Origin of the sequence: Mangrovimonas sp. CR14, from assembly GCF_011764015.1 — a bacterium.
Classification (GTDB): Bacteria; Bacteroidota; Bacteroidia; order Flavobacteriales; family Flavobacteriaceae; genus Mangrovimonas; species Mangrovimonas futianensis.
The window spans coordinates 1-21,037 of record NZ_JAAFZY010000003.1; the positions used below are offsets into that span (position 1 = coordinate 1).

16 protein-coding genes, 1 other RNA gene and 1 pseudogene are annotated in these 21,037 nt (G+C 34.4%); 4 read left to right on the forward strand and 14 right to left on the reverse strand.

From position 1 onward, the window contains the following. The 6 genes and pseudogenes from GZ212_RS05990 to GZ212_RS06015 all read right to left on the reverse strand — a co-directional run. Positions 1-3,263 (reverse strand): annotated as a pseudogene (locus GZ212_RS05990) (chromophore lyase); the annotation flags it as partial. A 62-nt stretch (positions 3,264-3,325) separates the two neighbouring features. Next, positions 3,326-5,809: a PorP/SprF family type IX secretion system membrane protein gene (locus GZ212_RS05995; RefSeq protein WP_166958187.1), complete on the reverse strand. Its 2,484-nt coding sequence runs from the start codon at positions 5,807-5,809 to the stop codon at positions 3,326-3,328. 1 nt (position 5,810) lies between these two features. Beyond that, complete coding sequence (locus GZ212_RS06000; RefSeq protein WP_166958189.1) at positions 5,811-7,274, reverse strand: gliding motility-associated C-terminal domain-containing protein; 1,464 nt, start codon at positions 7,272-7,274, stop codon at positions 5,811-5,813. A 145-nt stretch (positions 7,275-7,419) separates the two neighbouring features. After that, positions 7,420-8,724 (reverse strand): hypothetical protein, encoded by a 1,305-nt coding sequence (locus tag GZ212_RS06005; protein WP_166958191.1) that lies wholly within the window; start codon positions 8,722-8,724, stop codon positions 7,420-7,422. Between the two features lie 268 nt (positions 8,725-8,992). After that, positions 8,993-9,442, reverse strand: a complete 450-nt coding sequence (locus GZ212_RS06010) for a hypothetical protein (protein WP_166958193.1) — start codon at positions 9,440-9,442, stop codon at positions 8,993-8,995. A 119-nt stretch (positions 9,443-9,561) separates the two neighbouring features. Then, positions 9,562-10,365, reverse strand: coding sequence for an FkbM family methyltransferase (locus GZ212_RS06015; protein ID WP_166958195.1), 804 nt, complete (start codon positions 10,363-10,365; stop codon positions 9,562-9,564). Between the two features lie 181 nt (positions 10,366-10,546). Between GZ212_RS06015 and ppk1 the strand changes: the two genes are divergently transcribed. The 3 genes from ppk1 to GZ212_RS06030 all read left to right on the forward strand — a co-directional run bounded on the left by ppk1 (position 10,547) and on the right by GZ212_RS06030 (position 14,134). Next, complete coding sequence (ppk1, locus tag GZ212_RS06020) at positions 10,547-12,607, forward strand: polyphosphate kinase 1 (RefSeq protein WP_166958197.1); 2,061 nt, start codon at positions 10,547-10,549, stop codon at positions 12,605-12,607. Between the two features lies 1 nt (position 12,608). Next, the gene (locus GZ212_RS06025; RefSeq protein WP_053969700.1) at positions 12,609-13,520 is read left to right on the forward strand and encodes a Ppx/GppA phosphatase family protein; all 912 of its coding nucleotides are present in this window, start codon (positions 12,609-12,611) and stop codon (positions 13,518-13,520) included. Positions 13,521-13,606: 86 nt separating this feature from the next. Then, the gene (locus tag GZ212_RS06030) at positions 13,607-14,134 is read left to right on the forward strand and encodes a porin family protein (RefSeq protein WP_166958199.1); all 528 of its coding nucleotides are present in this window, start codon (positions 13,607-13,609) and stop codon (positions 14,132-14,134) included. Between the two features lie 211 nt (positions 14,135-14,345). Here the strand turns inward: GZ212_RS06030 and GZ212_RS06035 are convergent, their stop codons facing one another. From GZ212_RS06035 to GZ212_RS06050, 4 genes are all read right to left on the reverse strand, one after another. Beyond that, positions 14,346-14,777 carry a hypothetical protein gene (locus GZ212_RS06035; RefSeq protein ID WP_166958201.1) on the reverse strand — a complete coding sequence of 144 codons (432 nt, stop codon included), beginning with the start codon at positions 14,775-14,777 and terminating at the stop codon, positions 14,346-14,348. A gap of 63 nt (positions 14,778-14,840) precedes the next feature. Further along, on the reverse strand, positions 14,841-15,422 hold the full coding sequence (locus GZ212_RS06040; protein ID WP_053969754.1) for a tRNA-(ms[2]io[6]A)-hydroxylase: 582 nt from the start codon (positions 15,420-15,422) through the stop codon (positions 14,841-14,843). A 1-nt stretch (position 15,423) separates the two neighbouring features. Next, entirely contained in the window at positions 15,424-15,996 is a 573-nt protein-coding gene (locus GZ212_RS06045) for a DUF4738 domain-containing protein (protein ID WP_166958203.1), read from the reverse strand. A 3-nt stretch (positions 15,997-15,999) separates the two neighbouring features. Further along, on the reverse strand, positions 16,000-17,757 hold the full coding sequence (locus GZ212_RS06050) for a DNA polymerase III subunit gamma/tau (protein ID WP_166958205.1): 1,758 nt from the start codon (positions 17,755-17,757) through the stop codon (positions 16,000-16,002). Between the two features lie 101 nt (positions 17,758-17,858). Between GZ212_RS06050 and rnpB the strand changes: the two genes are divergently transcribed. Next, positions 17,859-18,176, forward strand: an RNA gene (gene rnpB, locus GZ212_RS06055) — RNase P RNA component class A. Between the two features lie 52 nt (positions 18,177-18,228). Here rnpB and GZ212_RS06060 read toward each other — a convergent pair. The 4 genes from GZ212_RS06060 to GZ212_RS06075 form a co-directional block, all read right to left on the reverse strand. Further along, positions 18,229-18,762 (reverse strand): YSC84-related protein, encoded by a 534-nt coding sequence (locus tag GZ212_RS06060; protein WP_166958207.1) that lies wholly within the window; start codon positions 18,760-18,762, stop codon positions 18,229-18,231. Between the two features lie 92 nt (positions 18,763-18,854). Next, positions 18,855-19,403, reverse strand: coding sequence for an RsmD family RNA methyltransferase (locus GZ212_RS06065; RefSeq protein ID WP_166958209.1), 549 nt, complete (start codon positions 19,401-19,403; stop codon positions 18,855-18,857). After that, entirely contained in the window at positions 19,403-20,227 is an 825-nt protein-coding gene (locus GZ212_RS06070; protein ID WP_166958211.1) for a DUF3822 family protein, read from the reverse strand. The genes GZ212_RS06065 and GZ212_RS06070 overlap by 1 nt, the downstream gene beginning before the upstream one ends. Next, positions 20,211-20,945: a hypothetical protein gene (locus tag GZ212_RS06075; RefSeq protein ID WP_166958213.1), complete on the reverse strand. Its 735-nt coding sequence runs from the start codon at positions 20,943-20,945 to the stop codon at positions 20,211-20,213. Before GZ212_RS06075 ends, GZ212_RS06070 begins: the two co-directional genes overlap by 17 nt. Between the last annotated feature and the right edge of the window lie 92 nt (positions 20,946-21,037).

The following is a 21,037-nucleotide window of genomic DNA, read 5'->3' on the forward strand; positions in this document are numbered from 1 at the left end:
GCCGTAAGGCCCGTAAAGGTATTGCCGGACTGGAAGTTGGTCCCGTCGATACTGTATGAATAGGGAGGCGTACCACCCGTTACACCCGTCACTGTAATGGTCCCGCTACCGTTACATGTGTAAGGGGAGGTGAGGTCTAAACTACCTGTAAGTGGTTCACTAGCTGAGATAATAACAGTTTGAGGCTCTGTAAGACACACAGAATCTTCTATGGAATATTGAACTACGACTTCATAATTTCCTTCAGGAAGGTTATTGAATACAGGTGCATCAAAGAATGTGTCGCCTCCATCGATGCTATATTGAAGTGTATTGCCATTAGCATTGGTTACTTCTATGGTAATACTACCCGTATCATTACCAACACAAGCAATATCGGTAGAATTGATTGTGAATTCTGGAGCCTCAATAGCATCAACCACTATAGATGTTTCTGCCTCACAATTGTTAGAATCGATAACCAAAATGTTATATGTTCCAGGGCTCGTTACCGTAATTTCTGGATAGGTTTGAAAATCTGTTGTACTATTTACATAGTAATAATATGGAGGCGTTCCTCCTTCAGGATAAACTGTTAATTCTCCTTCAGTACAAGTTAAAGGTTGTGTTAAAGCAACTGTAGCGGTTAATAAAGGAGGCTGAATGATTTCAATATCTTCTGTATAAAAACATCCATCATCTGTACTTGCTGTTACCGTATATGTACCAGCATTTAATGATGTGAAATTATAATCACTATTATTGGTTGGTCCAACGTTATCTATTAATGTACTTCCTTGATAAACATTGAAATAATATTGAGGAAGGGCATTATTAACTGCTAAATGAATACTTCCAAATTCTCCATAACAATCTGGTTGCGTTATTTGGGAAGTGACATTAAAATCTCTTTCTTGAATGTGAACACTTGGCGTTTCAAAAATACAAGGGTTTGTTTCCACACCTACCTGTTGAATGTAGATTGTATAATAACCTGGTGATGTCACGGTGAACATATTACTTGATTGATAGTTTACACCATCAATACTGTATTCATATCCACTTGGAACACCATTAACAGTAATGGACCCTGGAGTTTCACATATTATATCTTGAGCAACAGCTGTTGGATTTAATAAGTTTTGGTAAACATTAAAGTAGAAGATACTATAACAACCTCCAGGATAGTTAATAATAAGTCTAAATTGACCAGCCGTATTTGCTGTATAGTTTGGTCCTGTTCCTACTTGGTTCCAGGTACAAGCGTCATTTTCATTGGCGCAATCTTCATTTTCTACAGCAGCACAACTAGACTCATCTAACTGTTCCCAAATAATTGAGGCGGCATCACTAATTCCAGTTAAAATTTCTCTGGTATCATTGGCACCACATAAGAAAATATTTGGCAAAAGTTTTCCATCGTTTGGACAGGTGACTACTTCGTCTGCATAAGGAATAACGGGATTTGTTTGGGTTTCACCGTATAATACCACTGTTATCACTTCTTCAATTGATAAACAAGTAGCATCAGTTGTATTGGTTACATAATAAGTTCCTGTTTCAGTGGCTGTATATGTTTGACCCGTACCAATAACTGGGGAGCCAGAAGGACTTGTAGACCAAGAATAGGTGTCATAACCATCAGCAGCAACTAGATTGACACTGTCCCCACAAAGGACTTCTTGTCTTTCGAAGTTACAGTTTGAAATATCCACTAAAAAGTTGGTTGGCTGAGGAACGCCAAAACATTCTTCTTCAGTATAACTTCCTTCATCACTTACCGAAATACCACTTATAGCACCCGTATAATCTCCAAATGCTTGATTGGAAATCTCATTGGAGCAGGCCTGACTTAAATCATAACAATTAGGTACTACTTGAACTGCAATACGAATAACAAATACTGGGTCACCGAATTCTACCGATTCATCTGGGATGGAGAAAACAATGGTATTTGTTGCAGGATCATAAGATTGAAGTGTTGCACCCCCTGCATTACTTAAATCTAGATCTGTAGCTGGATCAAAAATGATGTTATCAGGTAATACATCTGTAATAGTAAAGTTTGTTACATCTTCATTACCCGTATTTTGGTATGTTATTTCGTAAAATAAATTTTGACCTAGAATCACATTATCTCCGTTGATTTCAGTTCCAAATTCATCTTCGACTGTTTTAATTAAAGTGATTTCTGGTGAAATAATATCTACGGCAAAGGCACTAAAAAATGAAAATAATGGATCGGCTTGTCCTTGTGCAACTTGTAAAGTAAAAGAAGCAGACGTATCACTATGGTTAATGTATTCTGGCTCAGAGTTCAATACAGTTAAATATCCTGTATCGTAACCTAGGGTATTAGTCCCAGAAGGATTTCGAGGAAGAACTACACCATTATCATTTTCAATTACCGCTCCAAAAAACTTATTAGCTGATCTTAAAGGAGTTGTAACCTCTTTATTGTTGATTTCCAGTTTTGTAGCTCTTTTTGTTTTGTCGCCATCTAAAACGGCATAGGCAAATTGTAAATCGATATGTCCTGCAGGAGGTGTTGTAAAACCTGACACAGGAATTTCTTCATAGTGGTCATCATAGATATGGCTAAATCCATCAAAAGTGGTGAAGGATTTCATATGTAAAGCTTGATCTTCATAAATTACAAACAAAGTCCAACCAGCCGATAATCCTGTAGAATTATTAAATCCTTCACTTGAAATGACATTAGCAACTGTATAAGATCCTTCAATGTCTGTCAACGAATTCAAGAGATCTGTTACATCAGCATAGCAAGCATAGGGTGTGTTTCCTGGTTCATCGTCTTCAGAAATTATAGGATCCACTATGGCATCATAGATGAGTTCTCCTGTTATGTCTGTATATGTAGAGCTTCCCGGTGTTTTAAATTTAACTGTATGAATATTTGATCTATCTCCAGCTTGGAGCATAGCTCCCCAGTATAAACCGGCGTAAGCAACCGAGTAACATTCTGTAGCTGAGCCATCTTCATGTACGGGTAAAACGATATCTGCACTACTGGAACTGAAGGTTGAAGCATCTGAATCGATATCTATGTATTGCATATCGACATCTTGGTTATCTATGGAATTGTCATTTCCGGGTTGGTTATCAACACCCAGAATGTTATTTCCAATAACCAGCATGCTACCTTTGGTTTCAATTTGTTCCCTTATTGTAAAAGGCTCATATGTTTGGGCCATTCCTTTCGCGAAAAGGAAAAGCACAAAGAGAGGGAATAGCACCTGTTTGTAATAAGTAGGCTTTTTCATGGTTAACGTTGTTTGTTTCTTACTTTGCAAGGGGCGTTGAAAAGTGAGAAATGGGGGTTACATTAATTTTCTATTTTCACTAGCGATATTTTATTATTATAGGGTTGGCTACCTTTTGAACTTACTGCTTTATTTGCAGATTGAATATCATCAAACTTTTGATAATAGATATAATATTTATTAGTGTTGACATCAAAGAAGAAATCAATATCATCTCTTCCGTAGGCTACCACTTTTCTTAAGAACTCATCACGTTTTGCTACATCGTCATGAACTGCTAGAATAGCGTAGTATCCATTATCAACTCCTTTAATATTTTTGAGTATTTGAATGTTTGAGCTTCTTTCCTCACCAAAATCCAAATCTTCAGGTTTTAACTCAGAATCACTCATTGCTGTATTTTCTCTTATTCTCTTCAAGGCTGCTCTGTCTTGTTGGTATCTATCTTCATCATTATTATAGACAGCTCTTTTAATTCGTCGTTTTTTCTCATAGTCTGTAGCAATTTTAATGGTTTCCAATTGGGATTCTAGATCTGCTTTGGCTTGTACAGCAACCATTTGCTCAGATTTTAATTTTTTGATTTCTTTTTTATAAAATAAGACCATTTCATCAAGTTGAATTGTATCCGTTTCTTGAATTTGATCGTATAAGGTTTCTAATCTTCTTATTTCCTCATTTCTGGCTGTAATTTGTCTGTTCAAATCAGCTTTGATGCCTTCAATTTTTCGGTTTTCCTCAGTAGCACTCTTAAATGGTTTCGGATCTTGATAAATTCCTTGCTCACTTAAATCATTTTCACGTTTTAAGTCTTTAAGATCTTGATCTTTAACTGCTACGGCTTCACGTAATTTATTCAATAATTCGTCCTGTTCCATCTTGGAAGCTTCTGTGTTTTTCCTTGCTGCTTCCATGGCATCACCTAACTGATTATTTATGGCAGGTGGGACTATTTCTTTTGCTTTTAGTGCCTCAGCAGCTAATCTCGCTTGTTCTTCTGCAGCTAATCTGGCTTGTTCTTCAGCTTCAGCTTGGGCTTGAGCCTCTGCAGCTAATCTCGCTTGTTCTTCGGCTTGAGCTTGAGCTAGGGCTTCTGCAGCTAATCTAGCTTGTTCTTCAGCTTGAGCTTGAGCTTGGGCTTCTGCTGCTAATCTCGCTTGTTCTTCAGCTTCAGCTTGAGCTTGGGCTTCTGCCGCTAATCTGGCTTGTTCTTCAGCTTGAGCTTGAGCTTGGGCTTCTGCCGCTAATCTGGCTTGTTCTTCGGCTTCAGCTTGAGCTTGGGCTTCTGCAGCCAATCTGGCTTGTTCTTCAGCTTCAGCTTGAGCTTGGGCTTCTGCAGCCAATCTGGCTTGTTCTTCGGCTTGAGCTTCTGCAGCCAATCTGGCTTGTTCTTCGGCTTCAGCTTTTGCCAGTGCCTCTGCAGCTAATCTGGCTTGTTCTTCGGCTTCAGCTTTTGCTAGTGCCTCTGCAGCTAACTTGGCTTCTACATCGGCTTTAGCTTTGGCTTCAGCACCCGTAGTAGCAACTGCTGTTGTTGGTTTTTTTCTAGGTTTATTAGATTTGGTAGCTGGTTTTCTTTTCTTATCGGTAGAGATAAGTGCGCTTACACGGTCTTCACGACTGTAATGGTAGCGTTCCTTATTTTCAAATTTATAAGCTAAGGTGATGGCATGGGAGGAACCAAATTCGGAATAATCTCCCATTGATTTTTCGTAGTTATATTCTATTAGGATATTATTAGTTATGTTTAAACCTAAACCACCGTGAACACCATATAATGTATTGTAACCTATTTGTCCCCATATACCCGCTGGAACAGTTAACATGGCAGTTCCCGATAGAATGGTTTGATCTTCTCTAAATTCTGATTTAATAATTCCCGAGAATTTTGTTTGGTCAAAAAATCCTCTGGTATCCATATAACCTGTATACATAATATGTGCTAAAATACTTTGATCTGGATTGTTTTTAATCATTTCAGATGTATTCACATTATAAAGAACAAGGTTGTTTAGAGCGACTCCAAAATCTAAAAAGGCAGTACCATAATTAATCCCTGGCGTAACACTTACTAAAAAGTTTGAAGGAATATTATCTAAAGAAGGGTCTGGAAAGTTACTAACCACTTTTCCACTGTTAAGGCCACTTTGGTAGGCACCAACATTTAAACCAAATGTTAAATTGTTGTCTGCACTCATTCTAGCATTGTAAGCAAAGTTTAGAACGCCTCCAAAAGTTGTTAGGACTCCATAATTTTGTTGAAACACGCCAACTCCAAGTCCGATATTTTCTCTGAATCTACCAGAATAGCTACCAAGATAGGTGAGAGGAGCATCCTCAAAAGATACCCATTGACGTTTGTTATAAAAGCTAATGTATTTGTATTGTTGTCTTACAAAACTAAAAGTAGGGTTTACCGTGTATTGATTAAAGGTTAAAGAATTTCGCACTGGAAATGCAAGTGACACCACCCCATCATCTTCTTGTGCAAAAGTTGAAAGAGTACTTAGTATCAATAACATTATGACTACCCAATGCGTTTTCATATCATTTAATAAGGGTAATAGATCCCTTTTTTGTTCCGTTGTTTTGTGATTTAATTATGTAATAAAAAACTTGATTGACACTGCCTAAATCATAATTAGTATCTGGCCAATTGTTTTGATAATCATTCGTTTTAAGGACAACTTTACCTTGGTTGTCTAAAATAGTGACCTCCGTATTGGTGCCCATGACAAAGGCTTGAGGAATGGTCCATGTATCGTTAATGCCATCTCCATTAGGACTCACTATGTTCGGTATATTTTCTACTTCTGGAAAGGGATCGATGGGTTCAGAAATCGTGAACAAAAACTCGATACTTCCTGTACAACCCGTATTTTCGGTAATAACTACCTTATAATTTCCAAATTCTGTTGCTTCAAAGGAATCAGTAGTTTCCCCTGAGATAATATTGTTATTGTAGTACCAGGTATAGGTAGGGTTTGAGGCTGTAGCATCTACCCAAACATCAATTGATTCACCTGGTTCCATTGTATTTTCTTCTGGAATATTGATGGAAGCAGAAAATAATTCACTTTCCAAATTGATAGAACCAGAAGCTTGACAACTTCCTAGGTCTACTTGTACTGAATAAATTCCAGATTCTTCAGTAGTATACATTTGACCTGTAGCTCCAGAAATTATGGAGCCGTCTTTATACCATTGGTAACTCTCACCATTAATGGTGCTAAGAGTGGTTGGTCCTTGATCTGGACAAAATGGGTTTCCTAAACTGGAGACAATAGTAGCACTTGCCTCACCAGATGCCACTGCACTAATAGTTACCCTATTTGAATAGGAATTGGAAGTACAAGTTCCATAGTTGGTTTCGACAAAATAGGTTCCTTCTTGGGATACTTCCAAAGTGTTCCCTTCGGCAACAAAGACAGAAGTTGTAGGACTTGTTTCTCTATACCAATTAAAAGTTAAAGAAGGATAATTTAAAGGAGAATCGTTTAACCCAGTGCCCGGATTATCAATAGTTAATAGGTAACTTCCACCAGAACAGTATGCACCGGTAGAAACCAGATTATTGATGGTAAAAGGGCTATCCTGTAATTTGTAATAAGCTGCAAAATAACTAGAACCAGAGCTGGTTGCTGCTGGAGCAGTGCTTTTGATTCTAATTCTATAATTTTCACCAGACGTAGTAGTTGGTAAAGAAAAACTTAAAGTAGCGGGCGATGTAGTAATTTCACCTGCATTTGAGGTATAGACCACTGTTGGGTCTGAGAAACTACCTTCCGAATCAGATAATTCAATGATGAATTGGTTGCTGGCTCCTAATCCGTTTTCAGGTGAGAAAACAAAAGTCGTGTTATAAGTATTAAAAGAAGCACTTGCGCAAGCCTGACTGAAACCTAAGTTTGGGGAACCAATAACAATTTGGGCGTTTGCCTTCTCTAAAGAAAGAAAAGACAGCATACCAAAAGCTACAAGGATAGTGGTTAGTTTGGTAATTTTTAGCATGACGCTTAGGTTAGTTGTTGGTTAAGGTTTAGGGCTTGAAACCCAAGGGATTTGTTTCATATCCCAAATCCCTTTAGGGTTAAATTGTTTCAATTTGCTAAATATGACAAATAGGGGACTCTTATAAGGAGTGAATACCTAAAGTCTAATCATCTTCATATTTAGAGGCTAAAATTTTATTGATCTTCAGTCTAAAATCTGGAAGTCTTGGATTTTTGGCATCAATAAAGGTTTCGTCATCGTCACCTTTTGAATATACATTGAAGAAACTGCTATTTCCATACCAATCTTCTAGGTCATCATTATTTGGATTTCCTTTAGTGAAAATATTACCATTACAATTGTTGAAATACATTTTTCTGAATTGGATGTTTGCTAAATTCTCACCGTTGATCTTAATTTTACTATCAAGTATCACAGCAGGATTAAATCCAGAAATCACAGATTGGTTCAAAGATAAAGAGGCATTAGGTTCAATATAGATACCTTCTTTCACAAGTCCCATTTTGACATGAGAATCCAAGTCATTACTTATATTGATCAAACTTAAATTCTCACCTTCTACCAAAGTTCCAGGCTTTGAGAAGTTAACTTTGGTTTCATCATCATAAGATGCAACATGAAGACATTTAGGTCTATTAGCACCAGAGACAAAAGGATCTCTTATTGCTAAGGAGTTAGAAATCTTACACTGTGTACCATTATTGAATACATAATCAGTTCCACTTGATTTATAAGAAACAAGTTTGGTAAGTTTTAAATCTCCACCAATAATACTAAATGCATTACCATTTGAATTACTGACCATGACATTTTCAATCACTGTTTGATTACCTACACCTGCCAATGTTAAAGCATTGTAATAACCATAATCTACCGTTCTTTTACCAGCAAATTCAATTCTAACGTATCGAAGAATTCCAGAATTACTTTCTTGATTTCCTCCACCGTAGGCTATATTCTTATAGTCAGTAGGTTTTAAGCCGTATTCAATGGCTGCCACATTTCCAAATTGATTGATTGAAGCATCTCCTAATAAGAAGATACCTCCCCAATCACCTTGCTTTTTAACGCTGCGATTGGAAGTGAAAATAATGGGGTCAGTTTCTGATCCTTCGGCAACAATCTTTGAACCATTGCTGATTATTAAAGATCCGTTGGTTTTAAAGTCTCCTAAAATAACTGTACCTGGTTCAATTGTCAGTGTAGTGCTGTCAGTTACAAATACACTACCTAATAACAAATAGGTATTTTTTTTAAGAAGTTTTGTGTCTTCTGAAATATTACCACTTAAAATTTGGTTTGGTTCCCTGTAGGAAACGTTGCTCGGTTGGAACTCTGTCCATGAATTTAACCAGTTGTTAAATCCGGTTATTCCTTTCTCCTGTTGTGCAAATACTTTAGGAAGTGTTGTGAGGAATATGCATAACACTAAAGTAAAGTTTTTCATAGTTGCATAATTTATAGATTAATAGGGCATGTTAAAAACAAGTCAAACTTATTAATTTAATCCTTGAAATGCAAAAAAAAATCGATGAAATGTAATAAAAATAATTAAATGTAAGAAAAGTACTTCTAAAATATTCGATTAAGGAAGAGAAATTACTGGATAGAAATTTGATTTTTTTATTCGAACCGCAAAAAGCTTATTAGTGGTAAACTAAAAAATCCCTAGAATTAGGGATTTTATAGATATCTATTGATGTAATTATATTATTCTAAAATCTGTTAAATTCACTGTAGGTATGTAATGATTTTAATGTTTGTTCATAATATAAAATTGCAGCAATTAAATTGCTCTTATCTGAATATGGCAAAATTTTAGTTTGAAATTCAATCGTGTTTTCAAAATAATCATTGGCCGCTTTAATATTGTCTTCAAGTGCTTTTCTATGATCTTTGGTATTTGGGATTCCCAAAGCCTCAATAGTTACTCCTGGCTTATTTGTAAAAGCAATATTAGGCAATACTTTTACAATGACTTCTATACGTTCAATGTACAGTTCCAACAATTTTCCTTTATTAAATTGTTGCAATTCTTCTTTATCATGATATTTCGCAATGGAAACATTTTGATTGATAATCGTTTGATCTTTGTCCTTTTGGGCAAATCCAACGGTCGTGGTTAAGATTAATAAAACGCAGATTAGGGTCAGTTTTGTTTTCATATCCTTAATTTCAGATTCATACTTATGAAGCAAATCTAAATAAATAATTCGAAGAAACAACAAAATAATCCGATAAAATGCATTAAAATTTATATAAGTAGGTTTAATATTACAAAATATCAATTCTTGTTTGGTTTTAGTCGTAAAAAAAGATTGTAGTAATTTTTCTCGATTATTTCATAATCATTTTTTAAAAGCAATTCTATCGGACTTAAATTGTCTGAAGAATGAAGATGCTCCATAATGATGTATTCTGGAAATAGGTTTCTATCAGCGGAATCATAAAAGTGCTTTAAAACTTTATACTCAAAGCCTTCGATGTCTATTTTCATGCATGAAATTTTGGTGATTTTTGATTGATCAAGGATGTCTATCAAACTTTTACATTTTATTTTAACCGAATTTTCTCCTTCATAAGCAAATGAGCAACCAGATCTATTACCTGTAGTATTAATACTTAACGATAATGTTTCACTTTTATCGCTAACTCCTAAATTAATAGCATCAATATTGTTTATTTCATTTAAAGAAATGTTTTTCTTCAGTTTTTGAAAATTGTAAGGTTCTGCTTCAATAGCAACGACTTTACCTTCATTACCAATCAAATTAGAAGCTATCAATGAGTAAGCTCCAATATTGGCACCTATATCAATAAAGCAGTCTCCGTTTTGAAGTATTTCTTTTAGGAAATTGAATTCTTTCCTTTCATATAATTGAGGATAAAAAAACAAAGCACCATCAACATTCTCGTAAGGTTCCAATAGCATTTTAAAACCATTCACTTTTTGAAGATATTTTTCTTTTTTTCTTCTGCTAGTTCTAAAATACATTTTTTTAAAACCTCGGTTTACAATTCCGGTTACTGAGGGAATATTAGGCAAGCTATTTCCTAGAGATTTATAGATATAAAGTTCTTTATTCATGACTACTTATTCTTAAAGAGGTTTTTAATGTATTGATTTTTAGTTGATAACAGGAATTAGTTTCGTTGAAGTGTAATAGATTATGGTTTAATTGACTATTATTTAATAAATTTTTAAATCTTTAATTGCGGTGATGCCATTTAATCTTAATAAAATATATTTGTAGGACAAGGAAAACTTCATGACTAAGAACGAAAAACAAAACCAATACATAAATCGAGAAATAAGTTGGCTGCAGTTTAATGCCAGAGTCCTTCAAGAAGCAAATGATGAATCTGTTCCATTAATAGAACGACTTCGTTTTTTAGGAATATTCTCCAATAATTTGGATGAATTTTTTAAAGTTAGATATGCAACGGTTAAACGTATCGTAGAAGCTGGAAAGACTGGTAAAAGTGAGTTGGGAGGAATTAGAGCTACCCAACTATTAGAAGAGATAACTCAAGTAGTTATAGATCAGCAGAGTGAAAGTCTTGAAATTTTAAGTAAAATAAGATTAGACCTAGAAAAGGAAAATATTTTTCTGATTAATGAAACTCAAATTCTTCCAGATCAAATAGAGTTTTTAAGAAACTATTTTTTAGAAAAAGTAAGTCCGGCACTTGTTACCATTATTTTAAGTGAGGACGTGGGCTTACCAAATTTAAAGGATAGTGCTGCTTATTTAGCAGTTAAAATGACCTATAAAGATAAAAGTAACCGATTTGGTCTTATTGAAATTTCAAAACAAATGGATCGTTTTGTGGTCCTTCCCAAGAAGGAAGGAAAAAATTTCATTATCATGGTCGATGACCTATTGCGATTTTTCCTAGATGATATATTCAATATTTTTAGTTATGAGGAAATAACAGCTCATATGATTAAAATCACGAGGGATGGAGAGTTGGATTTGGATAGTGATTTGAGTAAAAGCTTCATTGAGAAAATTTCCGATAGTGTTAAACATCGCTCCATTGGCGACCCTGTAAGATTTGTTTATGACAAGACCATAGAGCAGGATACATTACAGTTTTTATTGAATAAAATGGGTATTGATAATCACGATAGTATTATTCCTGGTGGACGATATCATAATAGGAGGGATTACATGGGATTTCCTAGTTTGGGAAGAAATGATCTTTTATACAATAAAATTGAACCTTTAAGAGTAAAAAAATTAAGCTTGGAGGAAAGTATTTTTAAAAGTATCGCTCAAAAAGATTATTTGGTTTACACCCCTTATCATACCTTTTCATATGTGGTGAAATTTTTACGGGAAGCTGCCTTAGATCCTACGGTAAGAACAATTAAAATCACCATATATAGATTAGCCCAAATATCTCACGTCGCCAGTTCTTTAATCAATGCGGCAAAAAATGGAAAGAAGGTGACTGTTTCTATTGAAATTCAAGCACGTTTTGATGAACAGAACAACATTGATTATGCCGAACAAATGGAAAATGAAGGGGTGAATCTTATTTTTGGTGTTCAAGGATTGAAAGTTCACAGTAAAATGTGTGTTATAGAGCGCGAAGAAAATGAAAAATTGGTGCGCTACGGTTTCATAAGTACAGGAAACTTTAATGAATCAACGGCTAAGATTTATACAGATTTTACTTTGTTTACTGCCAATCAAAAGGTTTTAAAGGATATTAATAAGGTGTTTAACTTTTTTGAGATCAATTATAAAATCTACAGATATAAGCATATTATAACCTCACCACATTATACCGAGAAAGCATTTTACAAACTCATTGATAATGAAATTAAGAATGTAAAAGAAGGGAAACCAGCATACATACGAGTCAAAATCAACAGTTTGTCAAGCTATAAAATGGTTGATAAACTTTATGACGCAAGTAGGGCTGGAGTAAAAATACAAATGATAGTAAGAGGCATATGTTGTTTGATTCCTGGAATTGAAGGAATGAGTGAAAATATTGAAGTTATTAGTATTGTAGACAAATTTTTGGAGCACTCAAGATTGTATATGTTTTGCAATAATAATGAACCGAAAGTGTATATTTCCTCTGCAGATTGGATGACTAGAAATATTGAAAATAGGGTAGAAGTTACCTGTCCTATTTATGATGAATCAATTAAGAAAGAATTGATTGAAACTTTTGATATCTGTTGGAGCGATAATGTGAAGGCCAGGTTACTTAATATAGAGCAGAAAAATGAATACAAGAGAAATAGTCTGCCAAAAGTAAGGGCCCAGTTTGCAACTTATGAATACTACTATAACAAATTAAACGGTTAGTATGTTATCGATCAAAAAATATGCAGCTATTGATATCGGATCAAATGCCGTACGGCTGCTCATTGCCAATATCATTGAAGAAAAGGATAAAGAACCTAGGTTTAGAAAGAGTTCTTTGGTAAGGGTGCCTATTCGTTTGGGAGCTGATGTATTTCTAAATCAGGAGATTTCAGAGTATAACAAGAATCGGATGGCCGATACGATGTTGGCTTTTAATCTTATTATGAAGTCCCATAATGTGGTCAAGTATAAAGCCTGTGCTACTTCTGCTATGAGGGAAGCCAATAATGGCGAGGAAGTGGTCGATTTAGTCCTTAAGAATTCAGGTGTTCAAATTGATATCATAGATGGGGAAGAAGAGGCGGCAATTATTGCGGCAACAGACTTACATTCCTTTTTGGATGACACTAAAACTTACCTTTATGTAGATGTTGGAGGAGGAAGTACGGAATTCACAGTTATTCACCTGGGTAAAAATGTGGCATCAAGGTCTTTTAAGGTAGGAACTGTTAGACTTTTAAATGATATTGTCAACAAGGAAACCTGGGATGAACTTCAACTTTGGATTAAAGAAAACACCAAGGAATATGAAAAGGTGGATTTGGTAGGTTCTGGAGGGAACATCAATAAAATATTCAAACTGTCTGGAAAGCGAATGGGTAAACCTTTGACCTATTTCTATTTGACATCTTTCTATAATATGCTTCACACTTATTCTTATGAGCAGCGTATAACAGAGTTGGACTTAAATCAAGACCGGGCCGATGTGATTATTCCCGCTACAAGAATTTACCTATCGGCAATGAAATGGAGTGGGGCTAAGGATATCTATGTTCCAAAGATTGGTTTGGCTGATGGTATCGTGAAAAGTATCTATTTTGATACGGTTTCAAGCCATACACAGTTAAAATAATACCATTCATCTTTTTAATTATTTTCGCTTTCAGGAATTCATATATTCGTGTAGATAAACCCAACTACTTTGAAAAATAAATGATTATGAAGAAACAACTACTTTTTTTAGGTTTCATTTTTTGTGTGACTTTGTCCTTTTCCCAAATAGGAATGTATGGTGTTAGAGCAGGTATTAATGTGTCTAATATGGATTTTGAACCAGATGCTACCTTTTCCAATCAACATAGAAATGGTTTTGCTATTGGATTTTTTGGTGAATACCTTTTAGGAGATGCTATAGCATTAGCACCTGAAATTCAATTTTCGGCAGAAGGCGCTAAATCCAGAGATTTAAGAATTGATTACATTCAAGCACCTATTTTATTTAAATTCTTTTTAGCAGACAGATTTGCAATTAGTGCTGGTCCTATGGTCGGCCTTAAGGTTCATGAATATGAAGATGGATTCAAAAATATCGCGTTTTCAGCAGCAGGTGGTCTTGAATTTAAAGTAACAGAAATGTTCTTTATTGATGCCCGCTACCATTATGGTATTTTAAATGTTTTAGATGACGATTTACCTATGGAAGCTAAAAATGCCAGTTTCCAATTTGGTGTAGGAATAAAAATTTAACTTAACTAACAACACAAATATTTACGATTAGGCCTCCTTTATATTTTAAAGGAGGTTTTTTTTAACAGTTAGGTAAGGTTTTATGCATGAAATCCTAACCAAAATTTTATCTATCGGTCAGAGATGTCAAATTGTATTTAAGTTCGATTAAGAATTCGGTTATAGTGAGTGTAAGTTTCTTAATGCGGTTATTTAATTAATTTAAGCACGTTTATTTTTTTCTCAAATGTAATCCGCTTAAATTGCTCGCTGTCGCTAATTCAAAAGAGGATTCTGTGCAAATTTCTGTCTTTTCAAAGTTTTGACATTGAGTTATGTCCAAATAATTTATTGGTGTAAATCGGTCATTTTGACCAGATGTTCTTCTGTCAGTTATTTGTTGTATTTTAAATGTATAATTCTCTCCAGTTTCTACTTTTACTCCATTATAATATTTTGCTTGATTTTTGTTTGAAACAATTTTGAAGAATTCTTTATCGTTTTCGACAAATACTAAATAATAATTTGCGATAGAATCAATTCTTGAAACCTTAGCAAGTACATCTATTCCTAGCTCAAACTCTGGTTTATAAATATCTGACCCTATTTTTTTGCTCTTACAAGAAACCAATATTAGTATGAGTATTGGAAATAATTTTTTCATTCGTGATTTTCCTCAAATTTGTTATAACTATTGAGAGAAATTTATTCTATTCGAGTTTTGGAGTTACCCATGAATCGTTTCTTTTTTTCCAAGATCCTTCATGATATTGGCTTCATAATCTAAGAGTTCCTGCCATTTTTTATCAACTACTTCTCGGTCACCATATTGTCTAGCAAATCCTAAAAACATGGTGTAATGATTTGCTTCGCTAACCATAAGTCTTCTATAAAACTCTGCCAATTCCTTGTCTTTTAATTCTTCTGACAAAAGTCTGAAGCGCTCACAACTTCTGGCCTCAATTAATGCGGCATAGAGCAGTCTATGTACCAATTGATCGGTTCTGCTGCCGCCTTTAGGGAAAAACTTAAGTAAGGCAATCACATAATCATCTTTACGGTCGCGACCTAGAGTCCAACCTCTATCAATGATTTTATCATGAACCATTTTAAAATGGCTTATTTCCTCTTTGACCAAAGCAGTCATTTCTTGAACCAATTCAGTGTATTCAGGAAAACTAACAATAAGCGAAATGGCTGTACTTGTTGCTTTTTGCTCGCAATAAGCGTGATCTGTCAGGATCTCTTCAATATTCTTTTCTACGATATTGACCCAGCGAGGGTCTGTGGGAAGTTTAAGGCCTAACATTTTAAATAATTTCTTCTGGTTCAACTTCAATAATTTGATAGGATCCATTTTCTTCAACAATCAAATTATAGAATAAACAAATATCAGATTCAGGTCTACATAAATTCAATTCCAAAATGACCTTTTGATCGGTAGAATGTTCTTGATTTAGCCATGATCCTGATAATTGACTGGCTAATATTTCGGGTTTGTTATCAGGAAAAAGTGCTATAAGTTCTAATTTATCTAAAGCTTTTTCAAAAATTAGCTCATCATTTTTAGCAACTTCTATGTGGGTGATTTGATCTCTATAGTAGTGTTTGTTTACAATGGAATCTGTTTCAAATTCGTTTAAAACTACAGAATTCATATCTGTATAATTTAAAATATGAACTCGAAATCCAGAAGCCATAGTTGTATCAGTTTCAACTTGGTTATAACTTTCAGGAAAGTATTTAATGTTTTCTGAAAAAGAGTCAAGTAGTTTATGTTCTTGCAATACTTCTTTAGGAGTTTTTTTCATGCGCTCCCTTCCATCACAATTAAAAAAAAGAATGGCTAGACAGAGAATGGATAATTGAAACAAATATTTCATAATCTAGATATCTAAATCAAAGGTTTTTCTCAATACATCCAACATGGGGTTTTTCTCATTTAATTTTTCAAACTTTTCCCTTGTTGTAAACGCATACTGTTTTTCTATTTCCTCATTTACCTCAATGGCTAAGTTAATAGAAAAATTATTTAATCGTTTTCTAATGAAACTCATAAGAGGATATTGGCTTCTTTCAACTTCTACTTTATTGGTTTCATTGGGATATGCCAAATGAATGGTTTGATCTTTCAATTTAGGAGTGTCAATAGACAAGATGGACGCTAAATTAAATTTTCCCTTTTTTTGTAAGTCTTCAACAAATTCATTCCAAACCGTTAATAATTGTTCCTCTGTGAAATCATCCTTTGGCATGTCATCCATGCTGGGTTCAACTTCAATTTGTTTGAGACTATGTTCCTTTTTAGCTCTAATACTTTTTAAAGAGAGTCCTGATGTTTCTTTTTTCGGGATGTTTAAATTGACTTTGGGTATAGGTGTTTTCGGCTTTTCCTCTTTACCTACAGAAGAAGTAGAAAGATTTTGTGATTCCTTTTGCTTTGTTTCTTTCGGGCTTTGAGGAGATGAAGTAGGAACTGTTTTGGGACTGGAAGTGGAAGTAGGTCTCTGAACTTTTATAGGTTCAATTCCCTTAGCTTTAAAATAGCTGGCCGGAATTATGTAGTTTTTGCTATTTTTTTTTTCTCCATCAAAAGTGATGGAGGCAAGTTGCATTAAACATAATTCTACAAGCAGTCTTTGATTTTTACTGTTCTTGTATTTGAGATCACAGTCATTGGCCAAATCAATGGCCTTGATGAGAAAGTCCATGGAGGCCTTTTGGGCCTGTAAGAGATATTTTTCCTTGGTTTCGTCCCCAACCTCCAAAAGCTCAACGGTTGATTGATTTTTACATACCATTAAATCCCTAAAGTGACTGGCCAATCCGGTGATGAAATGTTGTCCTTCAAATCCTTTAGATAGAATTTGATTAAAATGAATCAACAATTCAGGTATATTGTTTTCTAGAATTAGGTCTGTACTCTTAAAATAAGTCTCATAATCCAGGACATTTAAATTCTCTGTTACTGCTTGACGCGTTAAGCGTTTTCCAGAAAAACTAACCACACGATCAAAAATAGAAAGCGCATCCCTCATGGCCCCATCCGCTTTTTGAGCAATGATATGTAAAGCGTCATCTTCAGCTTCGATTCCTTGTTCTTCAGCAATATACTTCAGGTATTCTTTAGCATCCTTTACAGTAATTCGTTTAAAGTCAAAAATCTGACATCTGGATAGGATGGTAGGTATAATTTTATGCTTTTCTGTGGTTGCTAAAATAAAGATGCAATGCTTTGGAGGTTCTTCCAAAGTTTTCAAAAAAGCATTAAATGCAGCTTGAGACAACATATGGACCTCATCTATGATATAGACTTTATACTTTCCAACTTGCGGAGGTATTCGTACTTGGTCCGTAAGATTTCTAATATCATCTACCGAGTTATTGGAAGCAGCATCCAGCTCAAAAATATTAAATGAAAAATCTTCACCTTCTTGTTCTGTCCCATCACTGTTAATCATTTTTGCTAGAATACGAGCACAACTAGTCTTTCCTACACCTCGTGGACCACAGAATAAAAGAGCTTGGGCCAAATGGTGGTTTTCAATGGCATTCAATAATGTGTTGGTAATAGCTTGTTGCCCCACAACATCCTTAAAGGTTTGAGGCCTATATTTTCTAGCCGATACAACAAAATGTTCCATTAAAAAATCTTAGATAAACAAATTTACACAAACGGTTTAAATTTCCTCAATGTGTCTTTTAAATTTACTTATAGTTATTAACAATTTATGTACTTTTGCCGCAAGTAAATCGCCTTATCGCTCAGTTTTCTGGGAGGAAAGTCCGAACACCGTAGTGCAAACATAGTGGTTAATAGCCACCGGCCGAGAGGTTAGGAAAAGTGCAACAGAAAGAATGTACAGGTCATGCTGTAGTGAAATCAGGTAAACTCTATGTGGTGCAATGCCATGTATACCATCGTTTGAGGGCGGCACGTTCAATGTTGGAGGGTAGGCAGCTAAAGTTTATTGGTAACAATAGATTCAGATAAATGATAAGGCACTTTCATAAGATTTCTTATGATATGTGACAGAATTCGGCTTATAGATTTGCTTGAAACTAAAAACGAGCGTTTTTATCAACGCTCGTTTTATATTTTATTCACTTGCCTTTTAAAAGGGTTCGTATTTAAATTTTTGACCTCCTACAGATACTTCCGCCATCAGACCACCTTTAGTGTGGGTAAATACAGCCACACCATCAGTATATTTGGCATCAAGAGAAACGCTTGATTTTAGAGCCGTGGCAGAGATTCCAGCATCAAATTCAAAATTACCTTCTTTAAATTTCTCTAAATCTTCCTTTTTTTCAAAAAAGATAACTTCTATTAATGCCTGTCCACCCGCTTGGAAACCAACATTAAGTTCCTTTAAACTGGCCATACCTATTTTTTGTCCGTAGGAATAAACCACACCATTTCCTGAGGCGCCGCCAATAATTAAACCTCCTTTACCAACATTTGGAAAAATAACACAACCTGCAGCCTTGTCAAAATAGGTCCTAAGACTTGGGTTGTATTTCAATAATTCTGAAACCGCCTCATCGGCATCTTTAATTACTTTTTTGTCTTTTTCTGATTGGGTATACCCAGATAGCGTGAAAAAGCACACGGATAGGACTACCAAAATACTTTTAATTCTTTTCATAATGATTGATATTTAGCTTATTAAATCTAAAAATACAAAAAAAGTAGGTGAGAAGTCCTATTAAGAATCGATAAAAAAATGTTATAATTTATCTATTCGGCTTTTGGCCATTCAAAAAAGCTAAAAGTGTTGCCCCCATAAGATTTTTTAAATGAAAAATAGTCTATATCATCCAGGCTGGTATGTTTGGAATGTTCTACAATCAAAAGCCCCTCTTTTTCTAATAAGTCCTTTTCAAATATGTAAGTAGGAATTTTTGAAAACTCTTCAATGGGTAAATTATAAGGTGGATCTGCAAATATGACGGTATATTGGCCTCTTGCATTTTCTAAATATTTGAAGACATCAGCTTTAATGGCATCAATGGGCATTTTAAATTGTTCTGCTGTTTGTTTAATGAATCTTACACATCCAAAGTCTCCATCTATTGCTGTGATGTTTTCCGTGCCTCTAGAAGCGAATTCATAGCTGATATTTCCTGTTCCTGAAAACAAATCCAAAACCGAAATCTCATCAAAATAATAATAATTATTTAAGATGTTGAATAAGGACTCCTTGGCCATATCAGTAGTTGGTCTTACAGGGAGCTTTTTGGGAGCTACAATTTTTCTTCCTTTGAATTGTCCAGATATAATGCGCATTAAAAACTATTTGTTAAAACAAAATTGGAATGGTTGGAAGCAGTTACACCTTCTCCAAACCGATGATTTATTGGAGGGTCTGGAAAATCTACATGCCTTACATATTTAAAAACCATCTGGTATAGATCATCATCTTTTTTAATCTTTCCAATGACATATAATTGCACCTTTTCTGGATTGAGATCTAATTGTTCTAAAGCAAATAGAATGTAATAAATGAAATCTTCCTTGGAGTGATAGTCATAGGAATTATACAATTTTAAACCTTGATGGTCCATAGCTATAATTTCAAAATGAGACCTCCCCACATGAACATAGACTTTAGGTTCCATGGTATTTTTCTCCTTTTTTAAAACATGCTCTAGAAGAATAGTTGAAAAATGAGTGTATGAGAAATCCCCAAATTTTTCAAATAGAAAATTGGTGATATTTACATAGGGTACATAAACATTGTAGGTATCATTGACACTTAAATGGTCATAAGCAATATAATCCGATTTTAAAATTTTTGAATTAAACTTTAAATAGTCGGCTAGGTTATTTTCATCAAATAAAGAGGCAGGAACTAAAGTGGAAAGATCATTTACAAAAATAGCTTTGATATTCATGAAGTCCATTTTTAAAACTTCTTCAGAATCAAAGATTTGTTCTAGTTTCTCTAATATTTGAAAAGGGGAAAAGCGTTTCTCATATTCAAAATGTTTTAAATAGGTAATGGTATTTGAAACATTGTTTAGAATACAAAAAGAAAGTCCATTCAAACTTATTTGAATGGACAAATCTTGATTAGTTAAGTTATGTTTGGTCTTATTCGTTAGCCCCATAGTTTTTTGGCCAGTTTCCAATGGTTTTGACCTCATCCATAGATCCTACTTTTAAGGCATTTCCGTTAACACCATCTACAGACACAACTTCATTTTCTTGTGCCACTAAGTCTTTATTTTGATCAGCTAATATGACGCTTTTCTTAACGCTTGCTTCAAATACAGGGATTTTAGAAGTTCCTTGCTCTAACAAGCCAGCTTGCATTTCAAATTTAGCATCTGTTCCAGGTACGTTCATCATTCGTTTGTAACGATCAGAATCTTTAAATAACGAATCTTTTACTGGTACGTATCCTAAAGTATCGATTAAAGTAATTTCCTTTAATGTCTCAACACCACCATATCTTCTTGTCAACTCTTCATCAACAACAGTTGTATCTCTTCTTTGAGTGATCACAAACTTAGAAGTATCAATAAAACTAATTAATTCGTTAAAATCACCTGCAAATTTACCCGTAATCTCACGGTGAGCTAGCTGAGCATCTCTAATATCGATTAATTTTTCAATCACTTTAGCATAACGCTTGTTCTTTTCTTGATTGAATTTAATAGGTTCATAAACAGAATTGAATGTCAAATATCCTAGATAGATAATTAACACCCATAAAACCAACGTTAAAATAGGTTTTACTTTTGCTGGTATAAATTTGTCTATAAGCCATACTAAACCTATGGTCAGTAAGATAACAGCAACAATCACAATGATAATGGTAAGCATAGTGTGTATATTAAAATTAAATTAGGTCTTAGGCAAATCTACAATTTTTTTTTAATGGTGAAAACCCAAGGGGCTAAAAATCCTTTCTATAT

Excerpts from the sequence above, each read along its gene's own strand:
- GZ212_RS05995 (WP_166958187.1), bottom strand. The coding sequence starts at position 5,809 with ATGAAAACGCATTGGGTAGTCATAATGTTATTGATACTAAGTACTCTT.
- GZ212_RS06000 (WP_166958189.1), bottom strand. The coding sequence starts at position 7,274 with ATGCTAAAAATTACCAAACTAACCACTATCCTTGTAGCTTTTGGTATG.
- GZ212_RS06005 (WP_166958191.1), bottom strand. The coding sequence starts at position 8,724 with ATGAAAAACTTTACTTTAGTGTTATGCATATTCCTCACAACACTTCCT.
- GZ212_RS06010 (WP_166958193.1), bottom strand. The coding sequence starts at position 9,442 with ATGAAAACAAAACTGACCCTAATCTGCGTTTTATTAATCTTAACCACG.
- GZ212_RS06015 (WP_166958195.1), bottom strand. The coding sequence starts at position 10,365 with ATGAATAAAGAACTTTATATCTATAAATCTCTAGGAAATAGCTTGCCT.
- ppk1 (WP_166958197.1), top strand. The coding sequence starts at position 10,547 with ATGACTAAGAACGAAAAACAAAACCAATACATAAATCGAGAAATAAGT.
- GZ212_RS06025 (WP_053969700.1), top strand. The coding sequence starts at position 12,609 with ATGTTATCGATCAAAAAATATGCAGCTATTGATATCGGATCAAATGCC.
- GZ212_RS06030 (WP_166958199.1), top strand. The coding sequence starts at position 13,607 with ATGAAGAAACAACTACTTTTTTTAGGTTTCATTTTTTGTGTGACTTTG.
- GZ212_RS06035 (WP_166958201.1), bottom strand. The coding sequence starts at position 14,777 with ATGAAAAAATTATTTCCAATACTCATACTAATATTGGTTTCTTGTAAG.
- GZ212_RS06040 (WP_053969754.1), bottom strand. The coding sequence starts at position 15,422 with ATGTTAGGCCTTAAACTTCCCACAGACCCTCGCTGGGTCAATATCGTA.
- GZ212_RS06045 (WP_166958203.1), bottom strand. The coding sequence starts at position 15,996 with ATGAAATATTTGTTTCAATTATCCATTCTCTGTCTAGCCATTCTTTTT.
- GZ212_RS06050 (WP_166958205.1), bottom strand. The coding sequence starts at position 17,757 with ATGGAACATTTTGTTGTATCGGCTAGAAAATATAGGCCTCAAACCTTT.
- GZ212_RS06060 (WP_166958207.1), bottom strand. The coding sequence starts at position 18,762 with ATGAAAAGAATTAAAAGTATTTTGGTAGTCCTATCCGTGTGCTTTTTC.
- GZ212_RS06065 (WP_166958209.1), bottom strand. The coding sequence starts at position 19,403 with ATGCGCATTATATCTGGACAATTCAAAGGAAGAAAAATTGTAGCTCCC.
- GZ212_RS06070 (WP_166958211.1), bottom strand. The coding sequence starts at position 20,227 with ATGGGGCTAACGAATAAGACCAAACATAACTTAACTAATCAAGATTTG.
- GZ212_RS06075 (WP_166958213.1), bottom strand. The coding sequence starts at position 20,945 with ATGCTTACCATTATCATTGTGATTGTTGCTGTTATCTTACTGACCATA.